The organism is Paenibacillus sp. FSL R7-0026 (genome assembly GCF_038004485.1).
GTDB classification, from domain to species: domain Bacteria; phylum Bacillota; class Bacilli; order Paenibacillales; family Paenibacillaceae; genus Paenibacillus; species Paenibacillus xylanexedens_A.
Window position 1 is genome coordinate 1,220,484 of sequence record NZ_JBBORG010000001.1, and the last position, 18,582, is coordinate 1,239,065.

The 18,582-nt window shown below is 46.7% G+C and carries 15 protein-coding genes; 12 read left to right on the forward strand and 3 right to left on the reverse strand.

Translation table 11 applies throughout. The features are described 5' to 3' along the window. The first annotated feature begins 442 nt into the window (after positions 1-442). The 4 genes from MKY44_RS05400 (at position 443) to MKY44_RS05415 (ending at position 5,186) form a co-directional block, all read left to right on the forward strand. Positions 443-1,813, forward strand: a complete 1,371-nt coding sequence (locus tag MKY44_RS05400; protein WP_341006324.1) for a CotH kinase family protein — start codon at positions 443-445, stop codon at positions 1,811-1,813. Continuing rightward, positions 1,810-2,442 (forward strand): stalk domain-containing protein, encoded by a 633-nt coding sequence (locus MKY44_RS05405; protein ID WP_341006325.1) that lies wholly within the window; start codon positions 1,810-1,812, stop codon positions 2,440-2,442. The genes MKY44_RS05400 and MKY44_RS05405 overlap by 4 nt, the downstream gene beginning before the upstream one ends. A 375-nt stretch (positions 2,443-2,817) precedes the next feature. Then, positions 2,818-4,506, forward strand: coding sequence for a methyl-accepting chemotaxis protein (locus MKY44_RS05410; protein ID WP_341006326.1), 1,689 nt, complete (start codon positions 2,818-2,820; stop codon positions 4,504-4,506). A gap of 35 nt (positions 4,507-4,541) precedes the next feature. Beyond that, a complete protein-coding gene (locus MKY44_RS05415; protein WP_341006327.1) occupies positions 4,542-5,186 on the forward strand; it encodes a Vat family streptogramin A O-acetyltransferase in 645 nt (214 codons plus the stop codon). 340 nt (positions 5,187-5,526) lie between these two features. Here MKY44_RS05415 and MKY44_RS05420 read toward each other — a convergent pair whose 3' ends face one another. Beyond that, positions 5,527-5,799: an HU family DNA-binding protein gene (locus MKY44_RS05420; RefSeq protein ID WP_074093765.1), complete on the reverse strand. Its 273-nt coding sequence runs from the start codon at positions 5,797-5,799 to the stop codon at positions 5,527-5,529. Positions 5,800-5,898: 99 nt separating this feature from the next. Further along, the gene (locus MKY44_RS05425; RefSeq protein WP_017690333.1) at positions 5,899-6,099 is read right to left on the reverse strand and encodes a cold-shock protein; all 201 of its coding nucleotides are present in this window, start codon (positions 6,097-6,099) and stop codon (positions 5,899-5,901) included. A 168-nt stretch (positions 6,100-6,267) separates the two neighbouring features. On the opposite strand from MKY44_RS05425, the gene MKY44_RS05430 reads away from it, so the two are divergent. The 7 genes from MKY44_RS05430 to mglC all read left to right on the forward strand — a co-directional run bounded on the left by MKY44_RS05430 (position 6,268) and on the right by mglC (position 16,069). Further along, positions 6,268-7,170: a tyrosine-type recombinase/integrase gene (locus MKY44_RS05430; protein WP_341006328.1), complete on the forward strand. Its 903-nt coding sequence runs from the start codon at positions 6,268-6,270 to the stop codon at positions 7,168-7,170. Positions 7,171-7,505: 335 nt separating this feature from the next. Next, the gene (locus MKY44_RS05435; protein ID WP_341006329.1) at positions 7,506-9,239 is read left to right on the forward strand and encodes a response regulator transcription factor; all 1,734 of its coding nucleotides are present in this window, start codon (positions 7,506-7,508) and stop codon (positions 9,237-9,239) included. Continuing rightward, positions 9,236-11,062 (forward strand): sensor histidine kinase, encoded by a 1,827-nt coding sequence (locus MKY44_RS05440; RefSeq protein ID WP_341006330.1) that lies wholly within the window; start codon positions 9,236-9,238, stop codon positions 11,060-11,062. The genes MKY44_RS05435 and MKY44_RS05440 overlap by 4 nt, the downstream gene beginning before the upstream one ends. Beyond that, positions 11,040-12,218 carry a substrate-binding domain-containing protein gene (locus MKY44_RS05445; RefSeq protein WP_341006331.1) on the forward strand — a complete coding sequence of 393 codons (1,179 nt, stop codon included), beginning with the start codon at positions 11,040-11,042 and terminating at the stop codon, positions 12,216-12,218. The genes MKY44_RS05440 and MKY44_RS05445 overlap by 23 nt, the downstream gene beginning before the upstream one ends. 174 nt (positions 12,219-12,392) lie before the next feature. Beyond that, on the forward strand, positions 12,393-13,454 hold the full coding sequence (locus MKY44_RS05450) for a galactose ABC transporter substrate-binding protein (protein WP_036672480.1): 1,062 nt from the start codon (positions 12,393-12,395) through the stop codon (positions 13,452-13,454). Positions 13,455-13,528: 74 nt separating this feature from the next. Continuing rightward, a complete protein-coding gene (locus MKY44_RS05455; RefSeq protein WP_341006332.1) occupies positions 13,529-15,034 on the forward strand; it encodes a sugar ABC transporter ATP-binding protein in 1,506 nt (501 codons plus the stop codon). 15 nt (positions 15,035-15,049) lie between these two features. Further along, on the forward strand, positions 15,050-16,069 hold the full coding sequence (mglC, locus tag MKY44_RS05460) for a galactose/methyl galactoside ABC transporter permease MglC (RefSeq protein WP_017690326.1): 1,020 nt from the start codon (positions 15,050-15,052) through the stop codon (positions 16,067-16,069). A 238-nt stretch (positions 16,070-16,307) separates the two neighbouring features. Here mglC and MKY44_RS05465 read toward each other — a convergent pair whose 3' ends face one another. Then, positions 16,308-16,643, reverse strand: a complete 336-nt coding sequence (locus tag MKY44_RS05465; RefSeq protein WP_341006333.1) for a hypothetical protein — start codon at positions 16,641-16,643, stop codon at positions 16,308-16,310. A gap of 415 nt (positions 16,644-17,058) precedes the next feature. On the opposite strand from MKY44_RS05465, the gene MKY44_RS05470 reads away from it, so the two are divergent. Next, the gene (locus tag MKY44_RS05470) at positions 17,059-18,474 is read left to right on the forward strand and encodes an ATP-binding protein (protein WP_091016210.1); all 1,416 of its coding nucleotides are present in this window, start codon (positions 17,059-17,061) and stop codon (positions 18,472-18,474) included. Positions 18,475-18,582 lie beyond the last annotated feature (108 nt).

Here is an 18,582-nt window from a genome sequence, read left to right on the forward strand (position 1 = left end):
AAGATGGTTCACTCCTTCTACGATTGTGACGAAGGACTTATCCTGGTGTTGTACACGCTATGTAATTGTTGACTTGAAAACTGTGAAATCGTCCCTAAAACACTGTCTGATCGAATTCTCTTTTGTTTCTAAAAGCTTTTCGTAATGAGTTTTGCTATTCACGTATATGAACTCCAGGTAAGTTCTACTCTTCAGATATATCGTTATATAGGCATATTAATGTTAGATATTTGCAACAAAATAGGACTTATGAACCGGTTCCAAGGTTATAATTGCGCTTTTTTTCATTATGTTTCTTGTATATCCATGAAAATTTCATAGTGATACATACTATTTATTTTTGTGGTTGATCGCGTTTAAGATTCACTAAAGGTTAGTCCTCTACCATGGTTACATAAGCCTCAGTTGCTTAACAGAGAAACCAAGAAGGAGGATTCATCATTTGAATATTTTATTACGAAAAGTTGCAGTAACGGCATTGTCCGTGACGATGGTAACGACATCTTTTGGTCTGATCGGAAGTCCGAATGCCGCATATGCTGCAGAAAGTACAGCGACAACGACGAGTGCAGGCGTGACGCAAGCTTATGAATCGTTGTTCCAGACGGATTACGTTATTGATGTGAATGTAACGATTGATGATGCAGACTGGAAGAGCATGCTCGAAAGTCCGCTCGATAAGGATTATAAGAATGTTAGTGTGGAAGTGGACGGCAACAAGCTGGACAATGTCGGTTTCTCCACCAAGGGCAATCTGACCCTGAAAGCTGTAGCCTCAATGGAAGATTCGGACCGTTACAGTTTCAGACTGAAGTTTGATAAATACGACAAAACACAAACCCTGCTTGGACTGGATAAAATGGTACTGAACAACAACTACGCTGATCCGTCGTATATGCGTGAAGTTCTTCATTATGAAGCACTGCGCAGCATTGGCATGGATGTACCAATGACGAACTATGTTAAACTGTACGTTAACGGCGAGCTGGTTGGTTTCTATACTGGCGTTGAAGCAGTGGATGATAGCTATCTGGAGCGCAACTACGGTGAGGATTACGAAGAAGGCGTGCTCTATGATACGGATGAGAAGAGTTATCTTCAATATGAAGAGGGCAGTGACTACAGTACAATCACCAAAGACTTGGGTACAGATAAGGATAAAGCCAAACTCAAAACCTTCATCCAAACGTTGAACGAGATGCCAGAAGGTGAAAAAGGCGATATTGAAAGTGTACTGGACGTAGATTCAGCGCTTCAATATATTGCAGGCAACATGGTTTTTGGCAACTATGACAGTTATAACGGCGACAAAGGACACAACTACATGCTCTACAGTGATGCCGCTGGCAAGTTCACCGTTGTTCCTTGGGACTTTAACATGTCCTTCAACGGGTACTCGGGTGGAGGTGGACGTGGCACAACAACCGGATCAACCACGACCAACACCAACGCAACAAACGTATCTGTGGACGAGCCCGTACTGGGCATTAACATGGAAAATGTACCGATGATTAATAACCTGCTTGCTGTGCCGGAGTATAAGGAAAAATATTTAAGCTACGTCAATGAACTGACAGACTATATGGAAGGCATTCAGGATCGTATTACTGGCCTTGCCGATGAGATTCGTCCTTATGTGGAAGCAGATCCAACGAAGTTTTATACGACAGAACAGTTTGAATCCAACATCGCTTATTCTGCAAATGCAGACGCGGCAGGTGGTATGGGCGGTACACCACCAGAAGGATTTGAGGGAATGACCCCACCTGAGGGTATGGAAGGCATGACGCCGCCGGAGGTTTCGAAGGAATGACACCTCCAGATGGAACAACACCTCCAACTCAGCCGGGGGCTGCAACTGGAAACGGTACAACAGATGCAACAACGGGTACAGATAATACGCAGACACGCCCTAGTGGTAACTTTGGCGGTGGGGGCGGAGGCATGGGCTCCATGGCAGCCGGTTCACTGACGACATTTGCACTGAACCGTCTTGCGAATCTGCAAGAGCAACTTGGACGTGAAGTAACGCCTTTGCCTGAGACTTCGGAAGAGACAGGTTCGAACACCTCATCCGGAACAACGGACAAAACCATTACCGTAACACTCGATGGTAAATCGATCACATTCCCGGATCAGGACCCGCTGCAGCAAAGTGGCCGAGTGATGGTACCTGTGAACGCAATCCTCGAAGCGATGGGTGCAGAAGTGACTTGGGACAAAACGGCGAAGACGGTAACAGCGGTTCTGAATGATCAGACCCTTGTGCTCAAGATCGGAAGCAGCACCGCAACCGTAAATGGGGAGACACTCGAAATTGATGCACCAGCAATCATTCAAAACAGTCGCACACTCGTGCCTGTACGCTTCATCTCAGAAGGACTGGGACTTACCGTGGACTGGGATCAAACCGCTGCACAAGTAAGCCTTACATCCAAATAATGAATCATTATTGTAAAGACTATTGTTGTAGTCTTTGATCTTAAAAATGAGTCACATTTTCTTCCGTACAACGGGAGAAGATGTGACTCTTTATTTGATTGCATTAATATTCTAATACATATTGTTATCTGAATTTTGAGCGTTTTTCTGCATTTTTCCACTCTACTAAGTTCCATTCCTCAGGGTATTCTTACACATTTACGGAAAATACGTAAAAGATTAGATTTCAGCAGGCTATTTTTGTGATAAAAGTCACTGAAACATTATAAATATTGTGAACACTCCTACCGATAAGACTATAGTGATATTCGAAACAGAATCGAAATTGGCTTGAATATCCCCACAATTACATAGGGAAAAGGGTGGCTCACACACATGCGAAGCATGAGCATCGGTACCAAAATTAGTTTGATCGTTATCAGTATATTTATCGTCTTCTCCTCAGCCGTGGCGGTAAGTGTAATCATGGAGATGAGACAGGGGATTACGACATTTGCTACAGAGAAAGCGAAGCGTGATTTGGAGATGGCGAATCATATCATTACATATAAGCATCCAGGAGATTGGGCCATTAAGGACGGACAATTATTCAAGGGAGATACCGCGCTGGATGGCAACTTTGAACTGGTGGATGAGATTGGAGAAGCATCCGGGGACACGGTGACGATCTTCCGAGGTGACGAACGTGTTGCTACGAATGTTATGGTGGACGGGGAGCGCGCTGTCGGCACGAAGGTATCGGACGAGGTCGCCCAGACCGTTTTGCAGCAAGGGGAAAAATACTTCGGTGAAGCCGTGGTTGTAGGCCAGAAATATCAGACGGCCTATGAACCAATCAAGAACGCATCCGGAGAGATTATCGGAATTTTCTATGTTGGTGCTTCTCAATCGTTAATTGATGTGATTATCTCCTCATTCCTCAAGACATTCCTGATCGTATTCCTGCTTGCGATGTTGGTCGCAATTACCCTGATCCTGCTGTACGTTCGCAGGGTGAGAGTAAGAATCGAACGGGTATCCGTAGCGATTAAACGTGCGGGGACGGGCGATTTCACACAGCCAGTTGTGGACAACGTCCAAGACGAGATTGGTATGCTGGGCACGGGATACAATGAGATGAGAAGTAATCTCCAGGTCATCATTCAAGGCGGACTTCAGGTTGCCGAGAAAGCAGAGCATTCGACCGGGCTGCTACTGAAGATTGCAGACCAAACGTCCAAAGAATCGGCGCAGATTGCATCCTCCGTTGAACAAGTCGCACAAGGAGCCGAGAGTCAGACAATTAGTACGGAAGAAAATCTGCAGGCCATGGAAGAAGTGGCGATAGCCGTACAACGTATGGCGGACAAGGCCTCCAGCATCTCGGACTCTGCTTTGTATTCACGCAAACAGGCAGAAACCGGAGGTGAAGCGGTGCAACTTACCGTTCAGCAGATGTCTACCATTGAATCTTCCGTTACCACAACGGATGAAGTCATTCGTATGCTGGAAGGGAAGTCGGCACAGATTAGTCAGATGGTTTCCGCCATTCATGAGATTGCAAATCAAACGAATCTGCTCGCCCTCAATGCATCCATTGAAGCAGCAAGAGCAGGGGAGCATGGCAGAGGATTTGCCGTCGTATCTACCGAGGTTCGTAAACTGGCTGAACAAGCCGGACACTCTTCAGATCGTATTGAAGAACTGGTCGAAGCCATGGAACAAGATATGCAGCAATCGCTATCGGCCATGTCGAGAGTGAAGGACGAAGTACAGGAAGGACTGCGATTGACCCGGGAAACGGAGCAAAACTTCAGCCTGATCAGGGATACAAACCTGCGTATGGCTACAGAGATTGAGGACATGGCTGCGACAAGTGAAGAGATGTCCGCAGGTGTGGAGCAGATTGTGGCTTCTGTCCATGAGATCGCTCGCCATGCGCAGACGGCTAGTACCAATTCACAACAGGCAGCGGGTTCTGTCCATGAACAGCTCAAGTCGGTAGAGCAGATCAAGGCATCTGCGGCTATTTTGTCTGATGTGTCCACAGAGTTGCAGACCTCACTTAGTCCGTTTAAGATTTGATATCTGTTACAATAGGGAAAAGGAGGGACTACAATATGGCCCCTGATAAAACAAAACTTTTCCCGAATGAGAATATCCGTACGGTATGTTACATTCAAAACCTGCCGCCGCGTTCCAATGTGGACATCGGTGATTATACGTATTATAGCGATAACACGAATCCGCCAGAGCAATTCTATGACCGGATACAGCATCATTATGACTTTATTGGTGATCGCCTGGTCATCGGCAATTTCTGTGCAATTGCGGAAGGTGTGACATTCATTATGAATGGCGCGAATCATCGGATGGAGGGCATGACGACGTATCCGTTCAACATTTTTGGTGGAGGATGGGAGCGTGTGACACCTACACTGGAACAACTTCCATATAAGGGTGACACGGTACTGGGGAACGATGTATGGCTTGGACAAAATGTAACGATCATGCCTGGTATCACGATTGGAGACGGGGCAATCGTTGCCTCCAATTCAACCGTTGTTAAGGACATTGAACCCTATACGATTGTTGGTGGTAATCCAGCCAAGACTGTTAAAAAGCGTTTTAATGAAGAGACGATTGCACTGCTACTGGAATTGAAGTGGTGGGATCAGGACGAGGAATGGCTGGATACGCATTTGGAACGTCTTGTTTCTACATATGATCTACAGATCTTGCGCGAACTTCTGAACAGCAAATAGGATGGTTGTGCATTGTGCATAAAAGACAAAAAAAGCTGGTTCCTGACAGAGCCGGCTTCCAAGCAAATCAGGCCCTGGACCGTTTTGAGCGGATCAGGGCCTCTTGTTGTCCAAGATGAAATGTGAATTTAGCGGGTGGGTGGTCGTAGGTTGCAATCAGACTGTACTGATGGGGGCTTTAAATGAGTATGAGCTTCTGCATGATCCGAGTTTGTCTGTTTGCCTGAGTAAAAGTTAATGATATCATCAACGGTAGTAAACACGACATTTAAATCCATATTATCATTGTGTGTTTGAATAAAAACCTCTTTTCAATGGGTTGTTACGTTTGTTACGTGGTTTAATTTAAAGCTTCTTTCATGCTTAAGCCTGCTGTGAATACAGGAACTTTACCTGCAGGTAGTTGAATTTCCTTGCCTGTTCTCCGACTTTTTCCTGTTCTTGCCTCACGCTTCTGTACTTCGAATTTCCCAAATCCAACCACTTGAACTTCTTTACCTTCTTTGAGAGCTTCGAGAATCGAATCCAGTACAACGGTTACAGCTTTTTCAGCATTCTTCTTGGAGAAACCGCCAGCCTTGGCTACTTCTGTGATCAATTGTTCTTTATCCATGGGGAATACCTCGCTTTCATTCTTGGGATGTGGAAACTTTGCTGTGAGACATATGAGTAAATAAAAAGCTGCCTTATTAATAAGGCAGCTTTCATATAATTAAAGTTTAGTAACGTTCTCAGCTTGTGGTCCACGGTTACCTTGAGTTACTTCAAATTGAACGCGTTGACCTTCGTCCAAAGATTTGTAACCTTCACCTTGAATTGCACTGAAATGAACGAATACGTCTGTTCCTTCTTCAGTTTCGATAAAGCCGAATCCTTTATCCGCGTTGAACCATTTCACTGTACCTGTTTGCATGTGATTCCTCCAAAAAATAAGTTTTTAGCCGATCATTATGACGAGTATAATTTAAAATTGACACTCACCTGGTGCATTTAAACCACGAACTTGATGTCCGCTAATGTATCGATTAATATGATAATACCATGTCCGCTAATATAAGTCAAGATTTGGAGGTATTTTCTAATGAATCAGTCATCAGGGGTTTCGGTGCAGCGGGAACCGACAGTAGAGGAATTCATACATATGCTTGCTAATGAGGGAGAATTGCATCCCAAAACCGTGAAGGAATATGCAAGTGATCTGAAGCACTTTATCGAATGGTACAAGGAAAGAACCATGCTCAGCGAAGAGTCTTCACTGCGAATTGAAGATGTGGATACATCCACTTTAGTCAGTTATCGTGAAGATGCTCATAAAGTTATGTTATTGAAACCAGCCACTATTAACCGGAGATTGATTACGCTGAAGCGTTTTTTCAAATGGGCTGTCTTGGAATCCAGGCTCAGTCATGACCCTTCCAAACCATTAAAATTCATTCCGGAAGACAAAGTAAGTCCACGCCGAATGACATTGGAAGAAGAGCAGGCATTCCTCGCGGCAGTGGAATATGGTAATTCCCTTCGTGATCAGACCATCCTGACCCTTATGTTTCACACAGGCTTGCGAACGATGGAGGTATGCAACCTCAAGCCTCATAATATCGAACTTGGTAGACGAAGCGGTCACCTGACAGTGAGCGCCGATAAACGCAACGTGCAACGTAAGATCCCTTTGAATATGCAGTGTGTTGTCATGTTGAATCAGTACTTATCCGATCTTGCTCCCGATCGTGCGTATCTTTTTCCTTCAGAGAAGACAAATGATCGTTTAACGGAGAGAGCACTGCGCCACCTGATTAAAAAAGTAATGATAACAGCAGGGCTGGAAGGACTAAGTTCACACGACTTGCGTCATCGTTTTGGCTACGCCATGGCTGAGCATACGCCACTGCACCGTTTGGCCGAGATAATGGGACACACCAACCCAGATACAACAATGATTTATTTTAAAGCATTAAGTATGAATCATCGTAAAGAACAAGAATGAAGTCTGAATTATAATCACAATCAAAACACCTCTTATTAGAAGTACTTCGAAATTTCCCGTGTTTGTATTACTTTAACCTACCTTTAGCATTCATATACGATCCTTCACATTTCACTTAGGCACTGCCCGACAGGGTTGCCTTACCCCTAATAAAGAAAGCGATTACATAACCCTGATAATATTGTATATTATGATGGCAACCTTGGAACAGATCAACATGAGCCTTTGCATTTTGCTTCAATTTGGTGAGCAATAAGAAATCAAATGATTCACAGTGCTACATATATATTCGTTGATAGGGCATAAGGCCGTCATCAAAAGGGAGGAATCCAAACGTGTACCGGGTACTGCTGGTGGATGATGAAGAAGATGTGCGTGAAGGACTTGTTGTAGAGGTCGATTGGGAAGCGCTTGATCTGCGGATTGTCGGTTTGGCTGAGAATGGACGGGAAGCATTGGAGATGGCGGAGAGGGTAGAGCCGGACATTGTGGTGACAGATATCAGCATGCCATTCATGAATGGTCTGGAACTCGCACACAGATTGAGGAAGCGTAATCCACTCGTGAAGGTGGTCATTTTGACTGGATATGATGAATTTGATTATGCGAGGCAAGCCATCTCGTTAAGTGTGGATGAATATCTGCTGAAGCCGTTCTCGGCAGGACATCTCACCGAACTGCTCACAAGACTGCGAGCCCAGATGGCGGCTGAAGTGGCTGAGCGTGAAGATGTACAGCAGCTGCGTGAGCACTATCATACCAGTTTGCCTTTATTACAGGCAGATCTGATGGCGACCTTGCTTCATCGGCAGAAATCCTCAACATATATTCATAGTAAAGCCAAACAATGCGGATTGGATCTGACAGGAGAACGTTATGGTGTGTCCGTATTGACACTGCATATGGAAGGAGATGTACAGAAGGAGAAGTCTGAGGGAGTATTCAGCGAGCCTTCACAGCGACATAACAAAACAACATCCGAGGCAGCGGATCAGTCTGAGATATTTGTTCCTGGAGGTTCCTTGCGTCAATCTGAGGATGCTGAACTGAAACGCTTTGCTGCACTTAACATTGCGGCAGAAGTCTGGTCGGAGCATGGGGCTGGTCATGCCTTTATGCATCAGGAGACGATTGTTCTGCTCTATGTGGATCGCACGGGCGGTACAGATGGTGCGAAACGGCAACAGAAGGCTTTGGAAAATGTGATGCGTAGCATCAACCACTATTTACGTATCCCGGCTACGGTGGGCTCTGGTCAGATTGTGGATACACTCGCGGATGTGAATCATGCCTATGAAGATGCCCTGCTGGCATTGGATTATCGGCTTGTGCCCGGGACGGATTCAATCATATACATTGCGGACGTAGAGCGACAGACGGCGGGTAAGCTGCGGTTCGACGAATTGAAGCAGCAGACGCTGACACGATGCCTGAAGGCAGGTACACAAGCAGAGCTGGAAGAAGCACTGGTGGTCATTTTCCGGGAAATTACAGTGGAACACGGGCGAAGTGATATTCAGCTCTATTTAATTGAAGTATTAACAACAGTATGGAAGGCAGCACAGGCATCAGGAGAAGCGATGGAAGACATCTTTGGTGCAGGGTTCCAGTTGTATGCGGATTTGTTCCGACTGCCGGGACTTACTGAGGCACAGAAGAAGGTGCAGGAGGTCTGTCTACTCGTACAACACCGCATTGCCAGCGGACGCCAGCATGTATACAAAGATATTGTCGAGCAGGCATTAGTTTTCACGAAAGAGCATTATGCTGACCCGGACCTATCCATTCAGAAGGTGTGTGGGCATTTGCATATCAGCTCCGGTTATTTTTGTGGCATTTTCAAAAAAGAAGTACAACTTACCTTCCTGCAATACCTGATGCAGATCCGAATGGAGGCAGCGCGTGAACTGCTTCGCTCGACCGAGCTGAAGTCGTTTGAGATTGCGGAGCAGGTTGGCTTTGCCGAACCCAATTACTTCAGTTTTTGTTTCAAAAAACATATTGGTGTCTCGCCCAAAGAATATCGTAAACAGGCTTCCCAGGCGGCAAGTGAAGGTTCGATCCGATGAAGTTGTTGTCCAGATGGGTGAAGTCCATGGGACTTCAATTACGCTCCCGGCTGCGTTCGTCCAGAGTCAGCAGTATCCGGTTTATTATTACGTGGTCCTTCTCTGTTTTCATTGTCTTGGTGCTGACCATCATGGCGATGCTTCTGCATGATAAGTTCACGCAGGCTGCCGAGAGAAGTGCGGAACTGACGACAAGGCAGATTGTGGATCAGGTCAGTTATAACCTAGAGGATTACGTCCGCAGTATGTCTCATCTGTACCGTGCCATTGAGGAACACATGCTGCGTGACGGGACATGGGAAGGGGAACTGGTGGACAAACAGCTTGATACACTGCTCAGCAGTCGTGAAGATATCATCTCGATTACTCTGCTTGATTCCACGGGGAAATTGCTCAAGAACCGACCTACAGCCGAATTAAAAACCAGCGCCCATGTGACACAGCAAGGGTGGTTTCAGTCTGCCCTTCGTGTGCCGGATCACCTGAGTTTCTCGTTACCTCATATTCAGAACATGTACACAGGCCCATATAAATGGGTCGTTTCCATGAGCAAAGGCATAACGATACGGCAAAATGGTCAGGATCGGCAGGTTATTTTGCTGGTCGATATCAATTTCAAACAGATGGATGAACTGAGCCGGCGGGTCAGTCTGGGGCAACGGGGATATGTCTATATCATCGATGAGAGTGCGGGCAATATCGTGTACCATCCGCAGCAACAATTGATGTATATGGGACTCAAAAGCGAGAATATCGAACAGGCTTTGGTGGCTTCCGGCAGTTACGAAGATGAAGCAGATGGGCAGAAAAGGCTGAATACCGTAAAGTCCGTTGCCAATATCGGGTGGAAAATCGTCGGTGTTGCTTATCTGGATGAGATTATGACCACTCGTCAGGAAGTGAACGGATATCTCATTCGTGTGTTGGTCGTTGTACTGGTGCTGGTCATTCTGGTCTCGCTGTTCTTATCCTCCAGTCTTACTCGCCCAATCCGGCGAATGGAGCGCAAGATGAAGGCCGTAGAGCGAGGGGACTTCAACGTGGAGTTGCCTATTGAAGGGCCGCTGGAGGTGGAACGTCTATCCCGTCGCTTCAACCTGATGGTTAATAAAATCAGGACCCTGATGGATGAGATTATCCACGAACAGGAACAGAAGCGGCGTCTGGAGCTGGAAGCCTTGCAGGCCCAGATCAATCCACATTTTCTATATAATACGCTGAATTCCGTGGTGCGCATGGTAGGCATGAGTCGCAATGAAGAAGTGATTACGATGATTACATCACTCTCGCGCCTGTTCCGCATCAGCCTTAGTCAAGGCAAAACGATTATCACGATCAGGGAAGAGCTGGAGCATGCCCAGCATTATTTGACGATTCAGCAGATGAGGTTTAAGCGCAAATTCAACTTTACCATCCATGCAGATGAGACGCTCCTGGAATGCCTTACATTAAAGCTGATGCTTCAACCCCTGATTGAAAACGCCATTGTTCATGGCATCGAGTACCACATGGACGAAGGAAGTATTGAGGTCGATGTTTATCGTGAGGACAACAAGCTGGTATTTCGCATTACAGATAATGGGGTCGGCATGACGGAAGAACAGATGTCGGGTTTATTAAGTGGTCGTCCTGTGGTCAAAAGCGGTGCAGGCTCCGGCGTAGCGGTACGCAACGTCCATGACCGAATCCGGCTCTATTATGGGGAGGGCTACGGTCTTGAATTCGCAAGTGAGCTGGAAGAAGGCACCACGGTCTGGGTTCGGATTCCCATTCAATCGCAGCAGAAGGAGGGCGAGCCTGATGACAGACAACCAAGTGAATAGGAACGATATCCACAGCCACAGAGTTGTAGGGTCATACATTCGTACGTTTTGGAAAAAGGTTGCTGCGAGTTTCCCTGGAATCCGGAAACGTCGGTTAGTAACCCTGACAGCTGCAAGCTGCTGTCTGCTCATATGCAGCGCCTGTGGCTTATCGAGTCCCGATACTACGGCAGTACCGCCACGTATCGCGCTGATTACGCCAGCTGGGACAGGGGAACTTGCGGAAGCTATCCGGCTTGGCGCCGAAGCGGCTGCCAAAGAGAGTGGAGCCGAACTGATTACCGTGGAAGCATACCCTTCCGATGGTGATGTGTACACGCCTGCCATTCCGGATTCTGCTGGAAGTCAGATGCAGGTCAAACAGGCAAACATCAACAGCCAAACGTTGTCTCGCAGTACGCGAGAGCAGGCTCAAGTGGAGGCCGCCGCATCAGCTCTGAAGCAGGGGGCATCAGCTCTATTGGTTGATCCTCTAAGTGAGAAAGCACTTAGTGACATCATTCAGGAGGCACAGACAACAAATTCCGATGGAACCATTGTTCCTGTTATTGTGCTTAACGATGAATTTCCCGTGAAAGGTATCACCAGTTTCATCTCGATGGATAATGTTGAGGCGGGAAGACAGGCCGGCCAGGCTATGGCGGAGCTTCTGGAAGGGAAAGGGCATGTGGCCTTATTGGGCCCCGATCCTCTTAATTCTGGTCTGATTCAGAGAGAGCAGGGAGTTATGGAAGCCTTGGTACAGTATCCTAATATTCAAGTGGAACCCAAATCGATATGTAATACACGGGATGGATGTTGGCAGACTGCGAAGCAATTGCTGGACCAGCAGGAGGTAGATGGTTTCATTACTCTTCAGGAACCGGCTTCTCTGGGAGCAGCAGATGAACTGAATCGACGCAACTCTGCAGACAAGGTAAGGATTGTTGGATTTGGCAGTGAACAACAGCAACTGGAGCAATTGCAAGAAGGGGTCTTTGATCATCTCATCGTCCAGAATGGATACAGTGCAGGTTATCTGGGAGTGAATCAAGCCGTTGCAAGGCTGAACAATCAACAGGTGCAAGCGAGAGTGCTACTTGAGACCAAGCTGGTTAGTACAGACAATATGTTCTGGATGGATAACCAGAAGCTGTTGTTTCCTTTTGTACAATGAACCAATGCTGGAACGAATGCCGGAACGAATGCTGAATGAAGAAATTAAGGTGTTTGTTAACTTGAGGAAGATTTCGATAGAACAGGTGAAGATATTGTATTCGAATTTAATGTAAACCCTTTCATAATAAAGACATCGGTGAAGCCGAATGAACTTGGGGGAGGTCATTAGGATATGAAGAAAACATGGATGACACTGTTGATTACGGCATGTATGGTTGTGGCGGCGGGGTGTAGCAGCGGCGGAGACAGCGCAGGTGGAAGTACGGGAACAGATACAGGAGGCCAGACAGCAGCCGGTACGGAAACGCCCAAGATTGGTGTTGCCATCTACAAATTTGATGATACATTCATGACGGGTGTACGTAATGCAATGACCGCAGCAGCGGAAGGTATTGCGACTCTGGATATCGTGGATAGCCAGAATGCACAGCCAACCCAGAATGAGAAAGTGGATCTGTTTGTGTCTAAGAAATACAATGCAATGGCCGTGAATCCGGTGGACCGGACGGCGGCAGGTGTCATCATTGACAAGGCTAAGGCAGCGAACATTCCGGTGGTATTCCTCAACCGTGAGCCGGTGGCGGAAGACATGAACAAGTGGGATAAAGTTTACTACGTAGGAGCAAAAGCGGAGGAGTCCGGTACGATCTCCGGACAGCTGATTGTGGATTACTGGAAAGCACATCCGGAAGCGGACAAAAACGGCGATGGCAAGCTGCAATACGTCATGCTAAAAGGGGAACCGGGTCACCAGGATGCAGAGCTTCGGACCAAATATTCGGTTCAGGCGATCCAGGATGCCGGTATCGAAGTGGAAGCACTGGCGGAAGACACGGCAATGTGGGACCGGGTGAAAGGTCAAGAGAAAATGCAGGCGTTCCTGGCCTCCCATGGCGACAAAATTGAAGCTGTGCTCGCGAACAATGATGACATGGCCTTGGGAGCCATTGAGGCATTGAAAGCAGCTGGATACTTCAAGGATGGCAAATCCATGCCGGTTGTAGGTGTGGATGCAACAGCTCCAGCCATTCAGGCTCTACAGGATGGCACGATGCTGGGCACGGTGCTCAATGATGCCAAGAATCAGGGTGCAGCCACGGTGGCACTGGCTTCCGTACTTGCCAAAGGTGAGACACCAACGAAGGAAAATACCAAATACGACATTACAGATGGTAAATACGTCTGGATTGCATACAAAAAGATTACAAAAGACAACATTGCCGACGCCCAATAACAGCACGAGACAGGGACGTCCGACATTCGGGTAGCGTCCCTTTTTTGCCGGTCATATGGAAGGGAGGATACAACATGGAGTCACCTTACCTGCTGGAGATGAATGGAGTTTCCAAAGCATTTCCGGGTGTGCAGGCACTAAGTCAGGTCACATTGAAGGTGAAGCCGGGGACGGTTCACGCTTTGATGGGAGAGAATGGAGCGGGCAAATCCACACTTATGAAATGTCTGTTCGGGATGTATCACCCGGATGAAGGAACGATACGCATCGAAGGAAAGGATGTGGATATTCCGAATTCTAAAGCGGCACTTCAGCAAGGGATATCCATGATTCATCAGGAGCTGAATCCGGTCCCGCATCGTCCGGTGATGGAGAATATTTGGCTGGGTCGTTTTCCGATGAGGGGAATACTGGTGGACGAGAAACGGATGTATATCGATACGCTGGCCCTGTTCAAGGACTTGAACCTGGATATTGATCCGAAGGCTCAGGCGGGAACACTGTCTGTCTCCAAAATTCAATCCATGGAAATTGCCAAGGCGGTCTCTTTTCAATCCAAAGTCATCGTCATGGATGAGCCAACTTCTTCCCTGACAGGCAAGGAAGTGGATCAGCTCTTTGCCATTATTAATGAACTGCGTAGTCGCGGCGTATCCATTATCTATATTTCACACAAGATGGAGGAGATCCTGACGATCTCGGATGAAGTGACAATCATGCGTGATGGCTTTGTTGTCGGGACTTGGGATGCTGCGGATCTAACGACAGATCTGATCATCACACGTATGGTTGGCCGTGATCTGGACGAACGTTTCCCGGAACGGACGAATGTACCTGGTGAAGTGATATTAAAAGCCGAGGGTCTGACATCAAGCCAGTCCAAATCGTTTTGTGATGTATCCTTTGAGCTGCGAAAAGGTGAAGTGCTTGGCATTGGCGGCTTGGTTGGAGCACAGCGGACAGAACTGATTGAGTCCTTGTTTGGACTGCGTGGACTCGCTTCAGGTACCATTTCGATTCATGGGCGCAAGGTGAAGATTAACTCCCCCGCAGCAGCGAAGCGTCATAACATCGCGTTGCTCACCGAAGAACGAAGAGTCACAGGAATCTTCCCGGTGTTGTCGGTGTATGAGAACACGATCATTGCCAGTCTGGGGCGCTACCGAAATCGCGTGGGCTTGTTGGACGAGAAAAAGGGCCGCGAAGAGGCACGTGAGCAGACGCAGAAGTTCAGAACCAAAACGCCTTCAGTTAACACCCTGATTCGAAATCTTTCTGGCGGCAATCAGCAGAAAGTTCTGCTGGCCCGTTGGTTATTGACCGACCCGGAGATACTCCTGCTGGATGAACCGACACGTGGAATTGATGTAGGGGCCAAGTTTGAGATTTACACCATTATTACGGAACTGGCTCGTCAGGGCAAAAGCATTATCATGATTAGCTCGGAGATGCCCGAACTGTTGGGTATGTCGGATCGCATTATGGTGATGAGCGAAGGGCGTCTCACCGGAATCGTGGACGGAGCCGAGGCAACCGAGCAGGATATTATGAGGCTGGCCGCACAACAGCGGATGGCTTAGTCAGGAGGGAAACAGATGAACACACAGATGATCAATCAAGTGAAACAATATGTAACACAACGCGCCATCTTTATTGTACTGATCCTGCTCATTATTGGTATTGCGATTGCCGATCCGAACTTTCTTGCCTTCTCCACACTGCGGGACATCTTACAGCAGTCCTCCACACGGGCCATTATTGCGCTCGGTGCAGCCTTTATCCTTGTCACGGGCGGGGTCGATCTGTCCGCTGGACGGGTGGTTGGTCTGACGGCGGTTGTATCGGCATCGATGCTGCAAATTGACGAGTATGCAAACCGCTTCTTCCCCGATCTGCCCCACTTATGGGTGGGTCTGCCGATCCTTGTCGGGATTACCGCAGGTCTGTTTGTGGGATTGGTAAATGGACTCATTGTCGCCAAATTACATGTGCCACCTTTTATCGCAACGCTGGGTACAATGGTTGCCGTGTATGGACTGAACTCCATTTATTTTGATACGGAACCCAACCAATCACAGCCGATCGGAGGATTGAGACCGGACTTCACCGTCATTGGCTCTGGATACATTGATCTGGGCGGGGGTTATTCCATCCCGTATATTGTCCTCATTGCTATTGCGGTGGCATTAATCTGCTGGGTAATCTTTAACAAAACACGTCTCGGCAAAAACATGTACGCGATCGGTGGCAACATTCAGGCAGCGCATGTATCCGGGATTCATGTAGCTCGCAACCTGGTTGCGCTGTATGCCATAGCGGGTGCATTGTATGGTTTGGGTGGTGTACTTGAGGCAGCACGCACAGGTGGAGCAACAAACAATTACGGTAACATGTATGAGCTGGATGCGATTGCCGCATGTGTGGTAGGCGGTGTATCAACGGCAGGAGGTATTGGAACGGTACCTGGGGTTATGGCGGGTGTGCTGATCTTCGGGGTTATTAACTATGGTCTAACGTTTATCGGTGTAAGTCCATACTGGCAGTTGATTATCAAAGGATTGATCATTGTTGCTGCGGTGGCTTTTGATATCCGTAAGTATATGGCGAAGAAATAAGATGAGCCTCAAGAGGTTACACCAGTCACTCCGATGACAGAACAACCTTCTGATCGCTGTTATCCCCAGATTTTTTGATTCCCTTCTAAAGAAGTGAAAATCCGGGGATAAAGGCGAACGCTCCGCTTCTTCAGGTTATTTCTGTCCTCTACGTTATCGTGTAAACAATTTGTTCATCTTATATGGAAAAGCAGCAAAGAAGCCAGCCCTCGGGATATAGAGAGCTGGCTTTAATTGTTTAACCATTGACCATCCAATCGATAACGGGGATAAATGGCCCCATCATGCACAAGAGCAACATAAATCCGGCGACGTTATAAGATACACTTGTGCCATAATGTGAACGATTTTTTTTGGCGATCAAGAAGGCTGGAGTCCAGAAGAGGGCTGCTACTACAAAAGGAATGTGAAATCCTTGAGTTCCGTTGCTATAAATAGGTATGTTTATTAAGTTAAAAAGATAATGACTGATCATAAAATTTGTTTTGCCCCATTGGAAATTAAAGGCGAGACCCATCAATAGTACGAGTAGAGAGAGCGTTCCGAGGCCCAGTGGTTTTCGTTGTGTTGTCATGTGATATCCTCCATAACCAAGTATTTATCCTAAATTAATCCATTAATGTATTGTACCACAATAATGATCTATGCGAAGAGGAATTGTTTCACTTTTGTTGATTACAATTACATCATATGTCCTATTGCCTTCATAATTTATACATTCGTGCGAATTTGACGAGCCTCCACTAATCGACAACATCAGCTAATCATAATCGATATAATACATGTACATAAGTTGTTTGATGTGAGTTTTATGTCAAAGGGGGCGAGGCTGTTTGCTTAGTTACACGATGAAAATGGTGATATTCCCGCTAGGTTGTCTGCTTGTCATTCTGTCCTCTTATGTTCTCAGGCTTACCCCTAATATGGCAATAATGTCAATTTCGGCGACATTATTGGTAGCAAGTATTTATGGGGAGAGACGATATCCTGTGCTGCGAAAATTTCAGTGGATTTTTCTCGGGATATTCCACTATTTCAGTGAACTGAACTGGTGCAACATGCTGTATTATATGCTCATTATTTCAATGATCCAGGACAAACCAAGGTTGGCGCAGACCTTGCCGATTTCGTTGCTGCTTATGCTGCAATATACGTTGATTCGGCTTTCGTATGTGCCTGTAGATACATATGCTTTGCTGGTTTCGTTATTTGACCTGTTAACCTCGGTTGTTATCATTTTTCTGTATCATACCTTAATCAACAGTGAGGTCGAGAAGCGCAGGCTTCGGGAAAAAAATCGGTTCCTGACCCTGCATGATCCGCTTACCGGACTGTTGAATTACGAAGGTTACATGGAGGTGTTACATAAGACAGTAGAAGAGCAACGGTCTTTTTTGCTTGTCCTTTTGAACGTCAATAACTTTAGCGGCTTTAAAAAAGATTCAGAAGATCCTTGGTGTACGGTAATCACAGGTACAGGTCAGATGATCAGCAATCATTTCACCGAGGCCTATGGCATATCCCGGTATGCAGGAGACCGATTTGCAGTCGTTTTGCCGGAGATACAGGATGTGGAAGAACGAATGTCGTCACTGTTATCCGTTCAGCTTCAAGGACTCCAGGTAAGCTACAGCATCTCCCTGTACCCGGAAATGTCGGATTCGTTGCAGCACTTTATGACAGTAGCCGAGGATAGGCTGCTTCAACAACAGCGCAGCAAATGGCTGAAAAATGAAGAAGAAGTATTTCGTTCCGAAAGACTAAGGGCTGTAGGTGAACTGGCCGCAGGTATGGCTCACGAAATTCGGAACCCGCTTACCGCAATTCGGGGATTCCTGCAACTGTCACGTGGACAAGCGTTTAATATCGCGCCATGGTATGAAGTGATCATGGGTGAGGTGACGAGAGTAACCGATTTGACGGCTGAATTTTTACAGTTTTCCAAACCACATGCCAATCACATGAAGCCTGAACATTTGGGTCACTGCCTTGAACGAGTGATGTCTTTGACCGAGTCAGATGCGGCATCCCGAGGGCATCAAATTACGCTTGAAATGACTAATGAGCCAGTTGTAATCATCATGGATCGAGATAAAATTGTGCAGGTATTGATCAATCTGATTCGTAACGCTTTTGAAGCAATGACAGACCCTGGTGAGGTCCATATGGATTTGTTGCAGGACGGAGACGCAGTGCTCATTTCAATTACAGATACAGGAAGCGGCATTCCGGAAAATTCGCTATCCACAATCTTTAATCCATTTTATACAACCAAAGAAGAAGGTACGGGACTTGGACTTGCGCTCTGCCAGAAAATCGTTCAGGATCACAATGGTAAAATTACCGTCCATAGCGAAATGGGGGTTGGTTCGACCTTCACGCTTCATCTGCCAATGGAGACGTAAATCATATAATTTACCCAGAGATAGCAATTAAATAGTTATTAGACAAAAACATAAACACGCCGCATGGGTCCTGAAGAACCCCGTGCGGCGTTTAATATTTCGATTAAT